The organism is Brevibacillus jepli (genome assembly GCF_047229145.1).
In the GTDB taxonomy this organism is placed as follows: Bacteria; Bacillota; Bacilli; order Brevibacillales; family Brevibacillaceae; genus Brevibacillus.
This window is the reverse complement of the sequence record NZ_JBFEFW010000002.1, coordinates 213,592-230,698: the sequence shown is the minus strand read 5'-3', so window position 1 is coordinate 230,698 and position 17,107 is coordinate 213,592. Positions and strand designations below refer to the sequence as shown.

The following is a 17,107-nucleotide window of genomic DNA, read 5'->3' as shown; positions in this document are numbered from 1 at the left end:
GTTCTGTGCATATCGATACAAATACAGAAAAGTCGGATTTTGAAATCGGTATTTATACACTTGCCGATCTAGGTACCGATCCACATACGGGAAAAACGATTAGCGCACCACAACGCATCAAGGAAATCATCGAGGCCGCCAAACTCGCTGATGAGGCAGGTTTGGACATCTTCGGTGTTGGCGAGCATCACCGTCTGGACTATGCTGTATCGGCGCCGCCAGTTATGTTGGCAGCCATCGCCCAGTTAACCAAGCGTATTAAGCTGACCAGCGCGACTACTGTGCTCAGCACCGTTGATCCGGTACGGCTGTTCGAGGACTTTGCTACGTTGGATATCTTATCAGACGGCCGCGCTGAAATCATAGCCGGCCGGGGAGCTTTTATCGAGTCATTTCCGCTATTTGGTTATGACACCAACGATTATGATGCCTTGTTCTCTGAACATCTGGATTTGCTTTTGAAGCTGAACAAGAACGAAACCATCTCGTGGAATGGTCGTTTTCGCCCGTCCTTGAATCAAGCACAGATTGCACCACGTCCTGTTCAAAATGAACTGCCTGTCTGGGTAGGCGTCGGCGGAACGTACGAAAGTGCAGCCCGCGCAGGTAGGATGGGGGCAGGTATGGCGTTGGCTATCCTGGGCGGCGATCCGGCACGCTTTACACCGCTGGTCGACATCTACCGTGCAGCGGGTGCAGAAGCTGGTCATACGCCAGAGCAGCTCCAGGTAAGCGTAACGGGACACACGTTCCTCGCGAAAACCACACAGCAAGCCAAGGATGACTTTTACCCGTATTATTCCAATTATTGGTCATACCTGAATCGTCAGCGAGGGATGAGTGGAAGAAAAATATCGCTTGCCGAGTATGAGCAGATGACGAGTCCAGAGACAGCCTTGTTCGTGGGCAGCCCGCAGCAAGTCATTGAGAAAATCCTTCGACAATACGAGCTGTTTGGGCATCGGCGGTTTATCGCCCAGCTTGACATTGGCGGTATGCCTTTTCATAAAGTCGTCGAGGGGATTGAACTGTTGGCAACGGAAGTAGCTCCTGTCGTACGGAGAGAAACGAAAAAGTAATACATGACCACACTTTGCTTTGGTGCATACCGAAGAAGTGTGGTTTTTTGTGTGAATCAGACTAACAAATGGTGTCTAAAATTCGTTCATTTTCAGATATTCCGTGTCGTAGTTTCCTTTCCTTTCCTTCATTACGATAGAGGTGTAAAAGTTATGGAATATTCACGCAATTTATCGTGAGCAATGATGGGAGGAGATTACAAGCAATGATGAATGGCAACGAGTATTTAGAGAGCTTGAAGGACGGTCGGGTTGTTTATCTGAACGGCAACCAGATTCATGATGTTACCACTCACCCTGCTTACCAGAATTCTGCCAGATCGATTGCGCGCATGTACGAAGCGCTGCACGATCCGCACAAAGCTCACATTTTGACCACCAAAACAGAGGAGGGACACATCACCCACAAATTTTTTAAAGCACCGAAAAGCGCCCAACAATTATTGGAGGCACGAGATGCGATTGCGGAATGGTCCAGACTGAGCTACGGCTACATGGGAAGAACGCCTGATTACAAAGCTTCTTTTACCGCCAATCTACATGCCTTTGCCGACTATTACAAAGGCTTTGAAACCAATGCAAAGCGATGGTATGAGAAGGCAGTGAAGGAGGTACCATTCTGTAATCACACGATCATAAACCCTCAAGTCGACCGTTCAAAACCGCTGCATGAGAATCGAGACGTTTTCGTCCGTGCTGTTGGCGAACGCGACGACGGCATAATTGTAAGCGGTGCCAAAATGGTAGGAACAGCCGCTGCTTTAACGCACTATAACTTCGTCTCGAATTACGGACCAACCGATCTTGGAGACGGCGATCAGAGCCATGCCCTTATCTTTTTCGTGCCGATGAATGCACCAGGGTTAAAAATGATCAGCCGACAATCATATGAACAATCCGCAGCGAAAAATGGGTCGCCTTTTGATTACCCGCTCTCGAGCCGTTTCGATGAGAATGACGCAGTAATCGTGCTCGATGATGTGTTTATTCCTTGGGAAAACGTCCTTGCCTACAAAAACATCGAAGTGACGAACGGATTCTTCGTACAAACAGGCTTCTTCCATCGCTTTGCACTACACGGCTGCACTCGTTTTGCCGTTAAGCTCGACTTCATGGCCGGTCTTTTAATGAAGGCCACGGAGATGTCAGGGACCAACCAGTTTAGAGGCGTGCAAGCCAATATCGGCGAACTGCTCGCATGGCGAAACACGTTTTGGGCTCTCTCGACAGCGATGTGCACGGAGGTGACTCTTGGACCAAACGGCATCGTTTTTCCAGGTGCAAATGCAGGGACAGCCTATCGTGTGTTGGCGCCAATGGTCTGGTTGAAGGTAAAAAGCATTTTCGAGACAGTCGTTGCCGGGGGATTGATTCAATTGCCATCCAGTGCAAGTGATTTCCTGAACCCCGAGATCCGCCCATACCTGGATAAGTATTACAAAGGCTCAGGAGTCAGTGCGGAAGAACGCGTCAAGCTGATGAAGCTGGTTTGGGATGCAATTGGCACGGAGTTTGGTGGACGACACGAGCTGTATGAAGTCAACTACGCCGGCAACCAAGAAAACATACGTCTAGAGACCTTGAAGATGGCTGATGCTTCGGGTCAATCAGCGAGATTTCACGCATTCGTTGATCAAGCGATGAGTGATTACGACCTCAACGGCTGGACAACGAATACGTGGGTGAACGTGAAAAAAGAGGAAGTGTTGCGCTGATGGAAATCGATGACCGTCTCTTTCGCAATGCCATGGGAAGATTCGCCACCGGCGTTATCGTAATCACCACGGAGTTTGAAGGACGACCATATGGGATGACAGCCAATGCGTTTGTTTCCGTGTCACTGAATCCCAAGCTCGTGCTCGTCTCGATCGGCATACATGCCCACATGCACAAACGACTCGAACAGACCAAGCGTTATGCGGTCAATATCTTGGCGAGTAACCAACAAGCGCTGTCAGCCCTTTTTGCTGGTCAGAGGAAAGAAGAGACTGAAATTGAATTCGACATACTTGATCAATTGCCAGTTCTACAGGGAACAATTGCAACCATTACCTGCAACGTCGTCGGAGAGCATCAGGCGGGCGATCACACCTTGTTTGTCGGGGAAGTAACGGATATTCGCTTGAATGAAGGGGAGCCGTTGCTTTTTTCTCAGGGAAGGTATCGAGAGCTGACTGCACTAGAAGAAAATGCTGCTCGATAATGAATCACCCAACCAAAGGAGTGCACTCATGTGAAAACCGTGCACATTACGCATTCACCAACCACCACGACTTCCTGCACGGATGCTGAATCTTGTGTGATGGCACTCGGCTTTTTCGATGGTGTTCATCTGGGGCATCGCGGTGTTATCCAATGCGCGAAAAGGCTGGCAAGGAAACAGCGCGTGAAGCTGGCGGTCATTACCTTTGATCCGCATCCAAAAGAGGTGCTTGGTAATGGAGGAACTGTTCATTACCTGACGCCATTTGCCAAGAAGGAAAGGCTGCTCGCGCAATTGGAAGTGGACATTCTGTACGTCATTCGGTTTGATTCTGAGTTTGCGAGACTGTCGTCGACGGAATTTGTGGATCGCTACATTATCGGACTACAGGCGAAGCATGTCGTTGCCGGGTTTGATTTTCATTACGGATATCGAGGTCAAGGAAACATGCACACCATGAAAATAGACGTCAAGGACCAGATTCCCGTCATGACTATCCCGAAAATCGAAACGAATGGTCAGAAGGTAAGCTCAACTTTGATCCGAGAGCTGTTACAGACTGGCCATGTGTGCATGATCCCCCGATACCTGGGGACGTTTTACGAGACGAGCGGAACACTGACAACCTGCACCAGGAAAGGAGCAGGAAGCAAGAACGTCATAGCCGAAGTCACACTAGATCAAGGCTACACGTTACCCGTCGAAGGTCGTTATGAGGTAGAGGTCGAATGCGAAAGTCAACACTTTATTGGAATCGCTTCTACCAATAAACATAGTAATCCTATCTGTAAGCTGAAAATTGAGTTATCAGACTTTCCCTCTAGCATGCTTGGCGAAACGATGCAGATGAAATGGTTAAAACAGGTGTAAGAAAAGAGGAGGAATTCAGGATGTCCAAAGAGCCTATTTTTGATGTTGCCCAAATTGCTCATGTCGAGATCTTTTCACCCAAACCGGAAGAGACATTATGGTTTTTCAAAGAACTGCTTGGAATGGAAGAAACGACACGGCAAGGGCAATCTGTCTATTTGCGTGCCTATGAAGACTTTTATCATCACACCTTGAAAATTACGGAAGCGAAGGAGGCTGGCATGGGTCATGTGGCTTGGCGGGCGACTTCCGAAGCAGCATTAGAACGTCGCGTACAAGCACTGGATGCCAGTGGCTACGGACAAAAATGGATCGAGGGTGATTTGGGTCATGGAGCCGCGTATCAATTTGTCACTCCTGATGGTCACCAGATGGAGCTTTTGTGGGATGTTGAATATTTCCAAGCGCCTGAAGAGCAAAAAAGCAAGTTACTGAGCCGGCCGCAGAAAAAACCGCTTCGAGGTGTACCAGTACGCCGCTTGGACCACATCAACCTGCTTGCCAGTGATGTCACTGCGAATCGAAATTTCATGATGGATCAGCTGGGCTTCCGGGTGCGGGAAAACATCATCATGAACGATCAAAGGGAAAGTGCCGCATGGTTAAGCGTGAGTCCATTGGTTCACGAGATTGCCTTCTTGGGCGATCAGCTTGGCGGTCGAGGACGTATGCACCATCTCTGCTACTGGTACGGCTATCCTCAGCATCTGTCTGACATTGCCGACATCTTCACAGAACATGACATCAGGATCGAGGCTGGTCCAGGCAAGCACGGTGTGAGCCAAGCTTACTTTATGTATGTGTTCGAACCGGGCGGAAATCGTGTCGAATTGTTTGGTGACGCTGGTTATATGATCTTTGATCCGGCATGGAAAACGCTCACCTGGAATGAAGAGCAACTGAGCAAAGGAATCATTTGGTACGGTTCTCCACTGCCCGCTGAATATTTCATGTACGGGACACCAGTTATACAACCTGCCAAGGTATAGAAGTGGGGAAAACAAGGAAAGGCAGGAGCACACGATGCTCCTGTTCTTCCGCTTTACCCAAAATGAGACCGGAGTGGATGTGAGATAGATGGGAACAATCAGTCCTTCAGAGATCGCGAAACAATTACTCACTGCAGAACAAAATAGAAACACGGTCGAGCCATTGACAACGACTTACCCTGGCATTTCTGTTGCAGATGCTTATGCGATTCAGCTTGCGAACATACAGGAAAAGGTCGCACAAGGGGCTACCGTAGTGGGCAAGAAAATTGGTTTGACCAGTGAAGCCATGCAGAAAATGTTTCATGTCACAACCCCGGATTACGGGCATCTGCTCGATTCCATGATGCATGTCGATGGAGATACGATCTCTCTCGATGGCTTGATCCAACCGAGGATGGAAGCAGAAATTGGATTTGTTTTACACAAAGAGCTGAAAGGTCCCGGTATCACCGTCACGGATGTGATTGATGCGACTGCTTACGTCATCCCTGTGCTTGAAGTGGTGGACAGCCGCATCCGTGATTGGCAAATCAAATTTGAGGACACAGTGGCAGACAATGGTTCTTCCGCTCGGGCGATTCTCGGGGGCAAACCGACCTCCTTGCTTGACTTGGATTTGCATCATATCGGGATGATCTTCAGCCGTAACGGAGAACCAATCGCTACAGCAGCGGGTGCCGCCGTGATGGGCAATCCGATTCATGCTGTCGTTTGGCTGGCAAACGAGCTAGGGTGGTTTGACATCCCGCTCAAAGCAGGTGAGGTCATCTTATCCGGAGCTCTAACTGCCGCCGTACCCGTCCAGGCAGGAGAAACATACACTGCGCAATTTGCCCATATCGGGTGTGTCACTGTCACGTTTGACCAAGGGAAGGGGACGAATCATGAGTAAAGTCAAAATAGCCATTCTCGGTTCAGGAAATATCGGGACAGATTTGATGTACAAAATCGAGCGAAGTGAATGGCTGGAGCTAGGCGTGATGATCGGGATTGATCCGGAATCGGAAGGCTTGAAACGAGCAAGAGAACGCGGCTATCCCGTGATTGACAACGGTATCGATGGATTTTTGAAGCGTTCGGAGCTGGCGGATATCGTTTTTGATGCGACATCTGCCAAAACCCATTTGCAGCATGACAAATTGCTTCGCAAGATGAACAAGCAGATGATCGATTTGACTCCGGCCGCAATCGGACCGTTTGTCGTTCCGTCTGTGAATCTAGGAGAGCACTTGGACGCACCGAACGTCAACATGATTACATGCGGCGGTCAGGCGACGATTCCGATCGTACACGCGATCAATCGTGTGGCGTCTGTAGAGTACGCGGAGATTGTAGCGACGGTTGCGAGCAAAAGTGCCGGACCGGGAACGAGGGCCAATATTGACGAATTCACAAGAACGACAGCAAAAGGGATTGAAGTCATTGGCGGAGCGAAAAGAGGCAAGGCCATTATTATCTTGAATCCCGCAGAGCCGCCGATCATCATGCGTGATACGATCCATGCCCTGTTTACGGAAAATGGCAAAGAAGCAGAAATCATCGACTCCATACAAAAAATGGTCGCCTCCGTGCAGACGTACGTTCCCGGTTATCGCTTGATTAACGCGCCGATTTTCGATGGCAACCGTGTCACTGTGTTTATCGAGGTTGAGGGCGCAGGAGATTTTTTCCCTCCATACTCCGGAAATTTGGACATCATGACCGCAGCTGCTGTCAAGGTTGGCGAGGAACTGGCCAAAAAGCAGCCGCTCGTCCGTAAATAGAAAGTGAAGGAGAAAATACCGATGACAGCTACTCATGCAAAACTCCATCTCGTCGACGTGACGTTGCGCGATGGAAGTCATTCCATGAAGCATGCCTTTACAGAAGAACAGGTAAGGAACGTCGCGCGCGGTCTGGATCGAGCAGGGATTGAGTATTTTGAAGTTTCTCACGGAGATGGACTGGGAGGCTCTTCGCTCCAGTACGGCTTATCCGCAGTCGATGCGATGAAATTGATCGCAGCCGCTGCAGAAGAATGCAAACAGGCGAAAATCTCCGTGCTTTTGTTACCAGGTATCGGCATCCAAGAAGATTTGGAGGAAGCTGTACGGGCAGGGGCGCAGATGGTCCGGGTCGCCACTCATGTTACGGAAGCAGACGTAGCGAAGCAACATGTCGAGCTCGGGCGCAATCTCGGCATGAAAACAGTTGGCTTTCTGATGATGGCACATATGGCGCCTGTTGAGGTGCTCGTTCAACAAGCGCAGCTGTTCGAGAGCTACGGCGCGGAGATCGTTTATGCTGTGGATTCGGCAGGAGCCTTGCTTCCACACGAGGTGAAGGAGCGTATTGCTGCGATGCGTCAAAGCCTTTCCTGCGAGATTGGCTTCCACGGGCACAACAATCTGTCATTAGCTATGGCAAATACGATCGCTGCAGTGGAAGCAGGAGCCACTTACATCGATGGAAGTCTCCGTTGCTTGGGAGCTGGAAGCGGGAACACACAAACAGAGGTTATGACAGCCGTTTTTGACCGACTGGGATATGAGACAGGGGTAAAGCTGTACCCGATCATGGATGTCGCCAATCAGGTGGTGGCAAAGTTTATGCCACGGCCTCAGGAAATTACGGGAGCGAGCTTGATCATGGGGTACTCTGGTGTTTATTCCAGCTTCCTGTTGCACACACAAGATGCAGCGAAAAAGTTTCATGTGGATGAACGGGACATCTTGGTTGAACTTGGTCACAGAAAAGCCATTGGAGGCCAGGAAGACTTGATTGTTGAAATTGCAGCCAAATTGGCCAGTTCCAAGCAGAAATAAGCTCACGATTTCACTCGAAAGGACGGCGATACTTTTGCTGCATAAAGACACGATCGAGAAAATAGCAGCTTCTTTATTTCGTGCGGAAAAAGAAGGATTCGAGGTAGACAAGTTCGTGGATCAGTACCCCGATTTAAATGCCGACTTGGCGTATCACGTCCAGGAACGCCTGATCGAGCTGAAATGCGAAGCAGAGCAAACCATAAGGACAGGAAGAAAATTGGGTCTGACCAGTGTAGCCAAACAGCAGATGATGGGTGTACACGAGCCTGTGTACGGTGTTCTGTTGGAGAGTATGCAAATGAGTGAGCATACACCAGTTTCGTTGGAGCCGTTCATTCATCCCAAGATAGAGCCGGAAATAGCGTTCGTATTTAAGCGTGAGTTAAAAGGGCCAAGTGTTTCGGTACCGGAAGTGCTTGACGCGACAGCATACGTCATGCCGGCATTAGAGATTATTGACAGCCGCTACCAGAATTTCTCCTTTACACTCGCAGACGTTATTGCAGATAATTCGTCTTCCTCCCGCTTTATTCTTGGGGGACCGTGCTCCAAACCGGACAACACTGATTTGCAGCTCACTGGCATGGTGTTCAAAAAGAATGGTCGCGTCATCTCGACGAGTACAGGAGCATCCGTGATGGGGCATCCGGCGAGAGCAATTGCTTGGCTGGTCAACAAATTAGCCCAAGTCGGTCAGTCTATTGCACCTGGTGAGATCGTGTTAAGCGGCGCGCTCTGCGAAGCGATTTCAATAACGGATGGTGACGTGATTACCATGAGTCTCGATGGAATTGGCTCCGTGTCAACCGTGTTTACCAAATAAGGAGGAGGAGCTAAGGATGCCTTTGATCCAAATCAATCTGTTAGAGGGACGTTCCCCTGAACAAAAAGAAAAGCTGATCTATGACGTCTCTCATACCGTTGCAAATATCCTGGAAGCCCCAATTGAGACGGTTCGGGTCATGATTAACGAAATGGCACCGGAGCATTGGGGAATTGCAGGGGAATCAGTGAAAAAGCGCCAGATTAAATAAAAGGAAGTGATGACATGACAGAGGTCATTTCGAAAATACGAGAGATCAAGCTGTTTATCGACGGAGAGTATGTATCCTCCTCCGTAAATAAAACGTTCGCTGTGTACAATCCGGCTACACAAGAAGAAATTGCCCGTGTGCACGAGGCGACAGAAGCGGATGTGGATCGCGCTTGTCAAGCAGCAAGGCGAGCGTTTGAGGCTGGTCCCTGGCGAACCATGACAGTCAAAGAACGTTGTGTGAAAATTCGCCGCATGGCCGAAATCATCCTGGAGCGGAAAGAAGAGCTGGCTCGTCTAGAAGCAATGGATGTCGGCAAGCCGTTTCATGTGGCCTACGATTTTGAAATTCCGCGTGCTGCCCACAACTTACGGTTTTTTGCCGATTTTATGGAGCAACTCGGCAGTGAAACCTATCCAATGGATGAAGAATTTTTGAACTACACGCGGTATGAGCCAGTAGGTGTAGCGGCATTAATCACTCCGTGGAATTTGCCATTTATGCTGACAACCTGGAAGCTGGGGCCATGCCTTGCAACTGGGAATACAGCGGTCATCAAGCCAGCGGAGCCGACGCCCTTGACGGTATCGTTACTCGGCGAAATTGCCAAAGAAGCAGGAATCCCGGATGGTGTCGTAAATATCGTACAGGGCTTTGGTCCGAACTCGACTGGTGAATTCATGACGACTCACCCGGAAGTGGACCTCATTTCCTTCACAGGAGAAACGTCCACAGGAAAAGCGATTATGAAAAACGGCGCTAACACTCTGAAGCGGGTCTCTTTTGAACTCGGAGGAAAGGCAGCGAACATCGTTTTCGAGGATGCCAATTTAGACAAAGCCATACCGACCTCGATTCGTGCCGCTTTCTTAAATTCTGGGCAAGTATGTCTTGCTGGCTCCCGCATCTTGGTACAGCGCAGTATTTTAAAGGAGTTTGTGGACCGCTTTAAAGATGCAGCTTCCAAATTGAAGGTTGGTGACCCGCAAGACACCTCGACGAGCATGGGCCCACTTGTCAGCGAACAGCACTACAACAAGGTAACCAGCTACCTTCAAATTGGTAAGAGTGAGAATGCCACGCTCGTATATGGAGGGAAGCGTCCAGAGCTTCCTGAATATTTAAAGGACGGATATTATTTGGAACCAACGATATTTGTTCAAGAAGACCCGAAAGCTCGCCTTTGTCAGGAGGAAATCTTCGGACCGATTGTGACGATTATTCCATTCGACACTGAAGATGAAGCACTGGACATCGCCAATGACACACAGTATGGGTTAAATGCGGTTGTCTGGACGGATAATTTACAGCGGGCTCATCGGGTGTCGCATCGTGTTCGCGCAGGAACCATTTGGGTAAATTGCTGGTTCATCCGCGACCTGCGCGCACCGTTTGGCGGCTTTAAAAAGAGCGGTATCGGACGTGAAGGCGGTCATCACAGCCTGGAGTTTTTTACTGAAGCTAAAAATATTTGCTTGGCTCTAAAGTAACCAGGCAGTCAATCGGACTGAGTTTTGAGGGATCGTTCCAAGCTCAGTCCGTTTTCGCTTGCGATAGGTCCACTGAAAACTTGTGAATATTCCGTATCTGTGTTCTAGTGGTAGAAGAGGTAACCACGCAAGGATTCAATTCGGAAAAAGGTGTGGTGACAATTGGCGAATCAAAAGCTTTTATACGATCATCTCACTGTATCAGAAAAAAATGGAGCCATTTACATGAACGATGAACGAATGATCGTCATTTCTGCCTCGGCATTTGGCACACTTCGCAAGGATTTACTGGCAAACCTTGGGCTCGAGAGGATGAAGGGCTTTCTCATTCGGTATGGCTGGGATCTGGCTGTTAAGGACGCACAGAAAGCCATGGAAATGAAACTGTCTTCTATCGAAGAAATCGCCTCGACTGGGCCTGCTTTGCATATGATTAAAGGACATGCCCAAGTCCACACGGAGTATTTAAAGGTGAAACGAGCCCCGGATCAAACAGTGGAGTCGATCCACATGGAGGGCTCGTGGCGTAACTCCTATGAAGCAGAAGAGCATGTATCGCGATTTGGCCTCTCGGAATCCCCGGTTTGTTATACGTTAATCGGTTATGCAAGTGGATACCTGAGCACGATATGCAACCATATGGTTATCTTCAAGGAAATCTCATGTGAAGCAGTGGGACATGAAGAGTGCCGCTGGGTGGGGAAATCGCTTGCGTTGTGGAACGGAGAAGTAAACGATCTTCTGCAGTACTTTGAAGATAAACCGATTGTCAAAGAACTGGAAATGACCTACGAGAGTCTGCTGGAGGAAAGAAATAACCTGTCCAGAACGTCTACGATTCACAAAAAGCTCACGGAAGAAATTATCAATGGAAACGATTTGCAGTCCATTGCAGACGTCGTGTTCGATACAACCAGCTTGCCATTGATTATTGAAAATGCCAATTTTCGTACATTTGCCCATTCAGGCTTGTCACAAGAAGAGTTTACTATCGTAGACGATGATTTTAAAACATTTCTGCGTAACAATAAGAAGCTGATTCATCCACAAAAAGTGCATCACTACGAGTCCTTTTCGTTTACAAAAAAAGTGATGGCAGGCAAGCATTCGCGTTTAATTACCCCGATCATTCTTAGGAAGAAAGTAATCGGTTATTGCTCTTTTATTTATCCCGAAGGTGTAGATCAGTGCCCCGAAATCGATTCGATCATCCTGGAGCGGATCGCAACAGTTTCGTCGCTTTATTTGTTGAATGAAAAGACCAGCTTTGAAGCGGAAGAGCGAATGAAGGGGCATTTTTTGGAGCAAGTGCTACAGGGACAGCTTACTTCAAAACAGGAAATTCTAAAGCGTGGCAGTTTTCTTGGTTTAGACCTCGATCAACCGTATTACATCATGGCATTACACTATCAACAAATCCAAGGTCAATCGGATAACGAACTACTCATTCATGAAGAAGTGTTGGAAACGATCCATTCCTACTTGAAAGAGAAGAATTTGAAGGCTCTAGTGGGGAATCTTGCTGGCAATATCGTATTGTTGATTCAGTCCGACCTCATGGGATTCAATGACATAACGGCGTTCCATGAAAGCTTCATCCATTATTTACGAAAGTCGCACAAGAGATGTACGTTTCAAATGGGGATCAGTTCAAAAGCAGAACACATGGATGCTGCATCAGTGTATTACGAAGAAGCTATTATCGCCCTGCGGTTGACCACACCGACAAACAAAAATGTCGTGATGTTTGATTCCCTGGGTGTTGTCGGACTCTTCTTCAACAGCCAAAATGAGAGCGCTCTTAAAAGAAACGCACAGAAGCTTCTAGGTCCGCTTTACAATATGGGCAGCACCAAACATTCAGACTTGCTCAAAACACTATACGTATTTCTGGAAAACGGTGGAAACCTGGAGCAGACAGCCACTGATTTGTCTTTATCAATGAGTGGGCTGCGTTATCGGATTCAAAAAATCGAGACGATGCTGGGACAGGACTTGCGTAATCCCGCTGTGAACTATCAACTGTTTCTTACCTTGCAAGTGCTTATTATTTCTGGGGAAGTCATGATGTAAACGATATCGCAAATGACATATTCGAGTAAGTTGTTTACAACCTGTAATGTATCATTAACAACATTTTGTTAATGGCTCGTTACAGGTTTTTGCGTTGTCGGCCTAATTCTGTCTTTTTCAAGTTGGCATAATGCTTGCGTGTATTTGAATGAAGAGGTGATCAATTATGAAATTCGATGAGATTTTTATTGGCCAAATGCTTGTTACGAAATCATATAAAATGAACAAGGAAGAGATCATAGCATTTGCATCGGTGTACGATCCGCAGTACATGCACATCGATGAGGAAAAGGCAAAGCAAAGCCGGTTCAAAGGGATCATTGCATCGGGACTACATACCGTCAATATCTCCTTTAAGTTATGGGTGGAAACGGGGGTTTTCGGTGACGATGTCATAGCAGGTACAGGTATTCACAATCTAAAATTTCTTAAACCGGTATATCCCGAAGATGTTTTGTACGTCACAGCTACAGTCATAGAGAAAAAAGAAAGAAGGGAGGCAGGGGAAGTAACCGTCTTGCTCTCCACCTTTAAAAACGAGGGGGAGCAGGTCTTGGAAGCAGAAATGTCTGCATTAATAGCCAAATAGTATTCCACAAGATTGGAACAGGCTGTTTTTGAAAGTGGCGGACAAGATATCAGCAAAGAGCCCACTTGTTTTACAAGAAATAAAAAAGCTCGTACGTGAAGGACTTAACCCACTCAAAAATCATACGCGCTCTTATGACTTCCATGAAGGGATATCCGCTTTTACGGAAAAAGGCTATTAATCTTAAGGAGGACAAGCGAAATGAATATCGTAAAAATGTTAGAGGTGAACGCCGCCAGACATCCGTGGAAAGAAGCGATCATTTATCAGGACAGACACTATACGTATGACGAATTTAATGGGATCGTCAATCAGCTTGCGCATGGGTTGATAGCCAGAGGAGTTGCCAAGGGTGACAAGGTAGCGCTGATGATGAAGAATTCGGATTACTTTGCGATCGCCTATTACGCTTGTGCGAAAATTGGGGCGGTGCTTGTACCGATAAATTTTCGTTTATTGGCAAACGAATTGAACTATATCCTCACGCAGTCCGATGCGAAGCACATTATCTCAGATACCGAATTTGAAGAAGTCATCCTGCAAGCAATTTCCAATCACGTACCGATCCAAAACCTCGTTTCCGTTCCACAGGCGAAGCACGAAGCCTTTACATCCGTTTTGGATCTATTATCAGAAAATAAAGAAAACACAGGGGTGGAACTGACAGGGACGGATGATTTGCATATTTTGTACACGTCCGGGACAACTGGTTTTCCAAAGGGGGCTGTCTTCGATCATGATCGCGTAAAAGACGTTGCCTTACAATTTATTTTAACGTTAGGCTATCATGCTGAAGAACGAATGATGAATTTTGCTCCGCTCTTTCACTGCGCGCAGCTTACCATTGGATTGATCAGTGGGTTGTATGTAGGCGGTTTGTCGGTCATTTATCGGGAGTTTAAACCGAGAGAGATATTGGCTGACATCGGGAAATACAAAATCACCACCTTTCTAGCCGTCCCTACCATGCATCTCGCTTTTCTGCAAATCCCCAAACAGGATGATTTTGATTTCTCGACCATGGAAAAATACACGTATGGCTCCGCACCGATGTCAGAACATGTTGTCAGAAAATGCATGGAGTATTTTGGTTCTCATCAATTTTATAGTTTGTGCGGTCAGACAGAAGGCGGCCCAAACGGTATCCTGTTATATCCAAAAGACCACGAGAGGCAAGCAGGCATGGCTGGAAGAGAGTCATCCGCTTTTACCATATTTGATATCGTCAATACCGATGGACATTCCACAAAACCAGGAGAGGTAGGGGAGTTTATCGTCAAAGGCCCAACGGTGATGAGAGAATACTATAAAAATCCGCAGGCAACAGCAGAAACCATTCGCGATGGTTGGTTATACACGGGTGACTTGGCAGTAAGAGACGAAGAAAACTACGTGAAATTAGTAGATCGCAAAAAAGATATGATCATCACGGGTGGGGAAAATGTGTACTCCGTTGAGGTGGAAAACGTATTAGGGATGCATCCGGCTATTGCGGAAGCAGCAGTCATTGGTACCCCGGATCCAAAGTGGGGAGAGCTCGTAACAGCGGTAGTAGTAGCAAAAGCGGGCGAATCTTTGAGTGAGCAAGCCATCATCGATTATGCCAAACAGCACGTAGCTGGTTATAAAGTACCGCGAAAAGTGATTTTTGCCGACAGTTTACCGAGAAATGCTTCTGGTAAACTGCTGAAATATCAGCTAAGAGAGAAAGTGAATGCCTAAACGAAAAGGCGGTTGACCCCAATAAAGGTCAGCCGCACTTTTTATTCGAGCTGATATTTCTTCATTTTTGCGTACAACCAAGGTCTACTGATCCCGAGCAGCTGGCTCGCTTTTGATTTATTTCCTTTCGCTTCCTTAAGGGCAGCGATGATCATTTCTTTCTCCGTCGATACAATCTTGTCCTTGTAGGTGGAGGGAATCTGCTGCGGTACTGCTTTTTCTTCCGACTCGTGCTGGAACGTTGGGAGATCATCCGCATCGATATAGTCACCCGTTTTTAAGTTAGCGGCTCTTTCCAGAACATTGTGGAGCTCTCTCACATTTCCTGACCACGTATGCTTCATCAGTTTCGTCAACGCAGAATGGGTGACACCTTTCACGTAAAAGCCACTTTGATTGAGTCGATTGGTAATGGATTGAATGATGTCGGGTAAATCTTCTATTCTTTCTCGTAAAGGCGGAATGTTTAACCGCATAATATTTAATCGATAGTATAAATCCGCTCTGAACTTGCCCTCGGCGATTAATTGTTCAATATTTTGGTTGGTAGCAGCAATGATTTTGGTATGTAAATGAATCGTTACCCCGCTGCCAATCGGCTGAAATTCCTTTTCCTGCAGCACGCGCAATAGTTTGGTTTGCAGGGGCAGCGACATGTCTCCGATTTCATCCAAAAACAGCGTACCGTTTTGCGCGAGTTCGAACTTTCCTTTCATACCGCCTTTTTTCGCACCGGTAAATGCACCATCCGCATATCCGAAGAACTCAGATTCGAGCAATTCTGAGGGGATCGCCGCACAGTTCACTTGAACAAATGACCCCCTTTGTCCAGAAGCTGCATGAATTCCTTGGGCAAATAGCTCTTTTCCCGTTCCGCTTTCACCTACGATCAACACCGTAGACATGCTCTTCGCTACTAATGTCGCCTCATGCTTGACCTTGCGGATCGCCTCAGATTCGCCAGCTATATCAAACAAGGTGTATTTGGTTCCTTTCATTTTGTTGATTTCGTTTTGATAGTCGGATACTTGTTTTTCCAGCTTTTTCACTTTCGTTAAGGCTTCGTGCAAATGGGGTAAGCCACGATACGTTATTTTACAAATTGCGCTAATCGTTTCTTCTTTTTCCTTAATGGGCAAGATGGAAATGAGCGATTGTTGTCCGGCAATGATTTGTGGTGTATTGAGAATGCTGATCCCGCTATGAATGACATTTTCAATAGCGAGCTCAGGGAACAGCTCGGTTGTAGAACGCTGTAATAGATCCTTGCTATCTACGCCAAACAAATCGGTGAAGCCTTTATTCACCATGGTAATCTCTGCTTTTTTATTGACGAGAATGATCCCATCATAGGCGAACTCGATGACAGACCTGAGCTTTTGTTCCCATTCTTTTGTGAGCTGCAGTTCATTAATGGTTTGTTCAATTTGCGTAACATCCTCCAAAATAACCATCGCACCGACCAGCTCATCATGACTGTGTAGCGGATAACAATGTACGTACAGGTTTAAATCGTTCAAGGTGATTTGTTTCTTCGCTACCTTGGCGCGTTTTTGTAGAATATCCTCAATCAACTCTCGGATCACTTGTAAATCCGGATGATTATGAAAAGCATTGAGCTGATTTTCGTTGGTGTTTAACAGTTGGTGGGCGAGGGAATTCGAGGCGTTGATCTGAAAGCTCGTATCAATTGAAAGTAAGCCAAAGTTTAGATTATGAAAAAGGAGTGCCAGCTGAGATTCGAATTGATTGAGGACAATATTATAGGAGCTCAATAGTTGTTCAGTGGAGATGACTCCAATCGGAACCATGTCTTCGTTCACTACTGGCGCATGTCCAACTTTATGCTTCAACAGATACTGCCTGGTGTATTCAATCGTAACGCTTGGGGTTAGAAAGATCGGATTCGGATTGTAGTATTCGGCTATGGTTGTATCAAAGGATGGTTGCGTGGTCAGGATTTTGAATATTTTGTTTTTGGTGATGATACCGATTAAACGATTGGATTCATCAATGACCGGAAGCATATTGGAGTGGGTTCTTGTAAACAGGGGTAGCACATCATGGAGTGTGTCATGCTTGGAGCAGCAAACAAAATTCTTCGTCATAATATCAGCAGCGAGCATAAGATCCCCCCTTATTAACGGCATTATAGCAAACAACAGAGGAGACGTTAACACTTTTTGATAAGTTTTTTTACACTTTACACTCTTCTGTAAATAATCATTAACACATCTAGAGGAAATAC

Annotated in this window: 15 protein-coding genes; 14 read left to right on the top strand and 1 reads right to left on the bottom strand. The window is 47.0% G+C overall.

Features of this window, described 5'->3' with window-relative positions:
* Window positions 1-5: 5 nt before the first annotated feature.
* The 14 genes from AB1L17_RS03090 to AB1L17_RS03025 all read left to right on the top strand — a co-directional run bounded on the left by AB1L17_RS03090 (window position 6) and on the right by AB1L17_RS03025 (window position 14,859).
* Window positions 6-1,079, top strand: a complete 1,074-nt coding sequence (locus AB1L17_RS03090) for an LLM class flavin-dependent oxidoreductase (RefSeq protein ID WP_412844066.1) — start codon at window positions 6-8, stop codon at window positions 1,077-1,079.
* Between the two features lie 206 nt (window positions 1,080-1,285).
* Window positions 1,286-2,794 carry a 4-hydroxyphenylacetate 3-hydroxylase family protein gene (locus tag AB1L17_RS03085; protein ID WP_412844065.1) on the top strand — a complete coding sequence of 503 codons (1,509 nt, stop codon included), beginning with the start codon at window positions 1,286-1,288 and terminating at the stop codon, window positions 2,792-2,794.
* 5 nt (window positions 2,795-2,799) lie between these two features.
* Window positions 2,800-3,282 carry a flavin reductase family protein gene (locus AB1L17_RS03080; RefSeq protein ID WP_412844126.1) on the top strand — a complete coding sequence of 161 codons (483 nt, stop codon included), beginning with the start codon at window positions 2,800-2,802 and terminating at the stop codon, window positions 3,280-3,282.
* A gap of 30 nt (window positions 3,283-3,312) precedes the next feature.
* Complete coding sequence (locus AB1L17_RS03075; RefSeq protein ID WP_412844064.1) at window positions 3,313-4,152, top strand: cytidyltransferase; 840 nt, start codon at window positions 3,313-3,315, stop codon at window positions 4,150-4,152.
* 20 nt (window positions 4,153-4,172) lie between these two features.
* Window positions 4,173-5,141: a catechol 2,3-dioxygenase gene (locus AB1L17_RS03070; protein ID WP_412844063.1), complete on the top strand. Its 969-nt coding sequence runs from the start codon at window positions 4,173-4,175 to the stop codon at window positions 5,139-5,141.
* 88 nt (window positions 5,142-5,229) lie between these two features.
* Window positions 5,230-6,036, top strand: a complete 807-nt coding sequence (locus AB1L17_RS03065; protein ID WP_412844062.1) for a 2-keto-4-pentenoate hydratase — start codon at window positions 5,230-5,232, stop codon at window positions 6,034-6,036.
* Window positions 6,029-6,907, top strand: coding sequence for an acetaldehyde dehydrogenase (acetylating) (locus tag AB1L17_RS03060; protein WP_412844061.1), 879 nt, complete (start codon window positions 6,029-6,031; stop codon window positions 6,905-6,907). The genes AB1L17_RS03065 and AB1L17_RS03060 overlap by 8 nt, the downstream gene beginning before the upstream one ends.
* Before the next feature lie 21 nt (window positions 6,908-6,928).
* Window positions 6,929-7,948: a 4-hydroxy-2-oxovalerate aldolase gene (gene dmpG / locus AB1L17_RS03055; protein ID WP_412844060.1), complete on the top strand. Its 1,020-nt coding sequence runs from the start codon at window positions 6,929-6,931 to the stop codon at window positions 7,946-7,948.
* Between the two features lie 34 nt (window positions 7,949-7,982).
* Window positions 7,983-8,774 carry a 2-keto-4-pentenoate hydratase gene (locus AB1L17_RS03050; RefSeq protein ID WP_412844125.1) on the top strand — a complete coding sequence of 264 codons (792 nt, stop codon included), beginning with the start codon at window positions 7,983-7,985 and terminating at the stop codon, window positions 8,772-8,774.
* 16 nt (window positions 8,775-8,790) lie between these two features.
* Complete coding sequence (thmT, locus tag AB1L17_RS03045; RefSeq protein ID WP_412844059.1) at window positions 8,791-8,985, top strand: 2-hydroxymuconate tautomerase; 195 nt, start codon at window positions 8,791-8,793, stop codon at window positions 8,983-8,985.
* Window positions 8,986-8,999: 14 nt separating this feature from the next.
* A complete protein-coding gene (locus AB1L17_RS03040) occupies window positions 9,000-10,475 on the top strand; it encodes an aldehyde dehydrogenase (RefSeq protein ID WP_412844058.1) in 1,476 nt (491 codons plus the stop codon).
* Window positions 10,476-10,637: 162 nt separating this feature from the next.
* Complete coding sequence (locus AB1L17_RS03035; protein WP_412844057.1) at window positions 10,638-12,548, top strand: XylR N-terminal domain-containing protein; 1,911 nt, start codon at window positions 10,638-10,640, stop codon at window positions 12,546-12,548.
* 166 nt (window positions 12,549-12,714) lie between these two features.
* Complete coding sequence (locus AB1L17_RS03030; RefSeq protein WP_412844056.1) at window positions 12,715-13,137, top strand: MaoC/PaaZ C-terminal domain-containing protein; 423 nt, start codon at window positions 12,715-12,717, stop codon at window positions 13,135-13,137.
* A gap of 201 nt (window positions 13,138-13,338) precedes the next feature.
* Window positions 13,339-14,859 carry a class I adenylate-forming enzyme family protein gene (locus tag AB1L17_RS03025; protein ID WP_412844055.1) on the top strand — a complete coding sequence of 507 codons (1,521 nt, stop codon included), beginning with the start codon at window positions 13,339-13,341 and terminating at the stop codon, window positions 14,857-14,859.
* Between the two features lie 41 nt (window positions 14,860-14,900).
* Here AB1L17_RS03025 and AB1L17_RS03020 read toward each other — a convergent pair whose 3' ends face one another.
* Window positions 14,901-16,985, bottom strand: a complete 2,085-nt coding sequence (locus AB1L17_RS03020; protein ID WP_412844054.1) for a sigma 54-interacting transcriptional regulator — start codon at window positions 16,983-16,985, stop codon at window positions 14,901-14,903.
* Window positions 16,986-17,107: the final 122 nt, after the last annotated feature.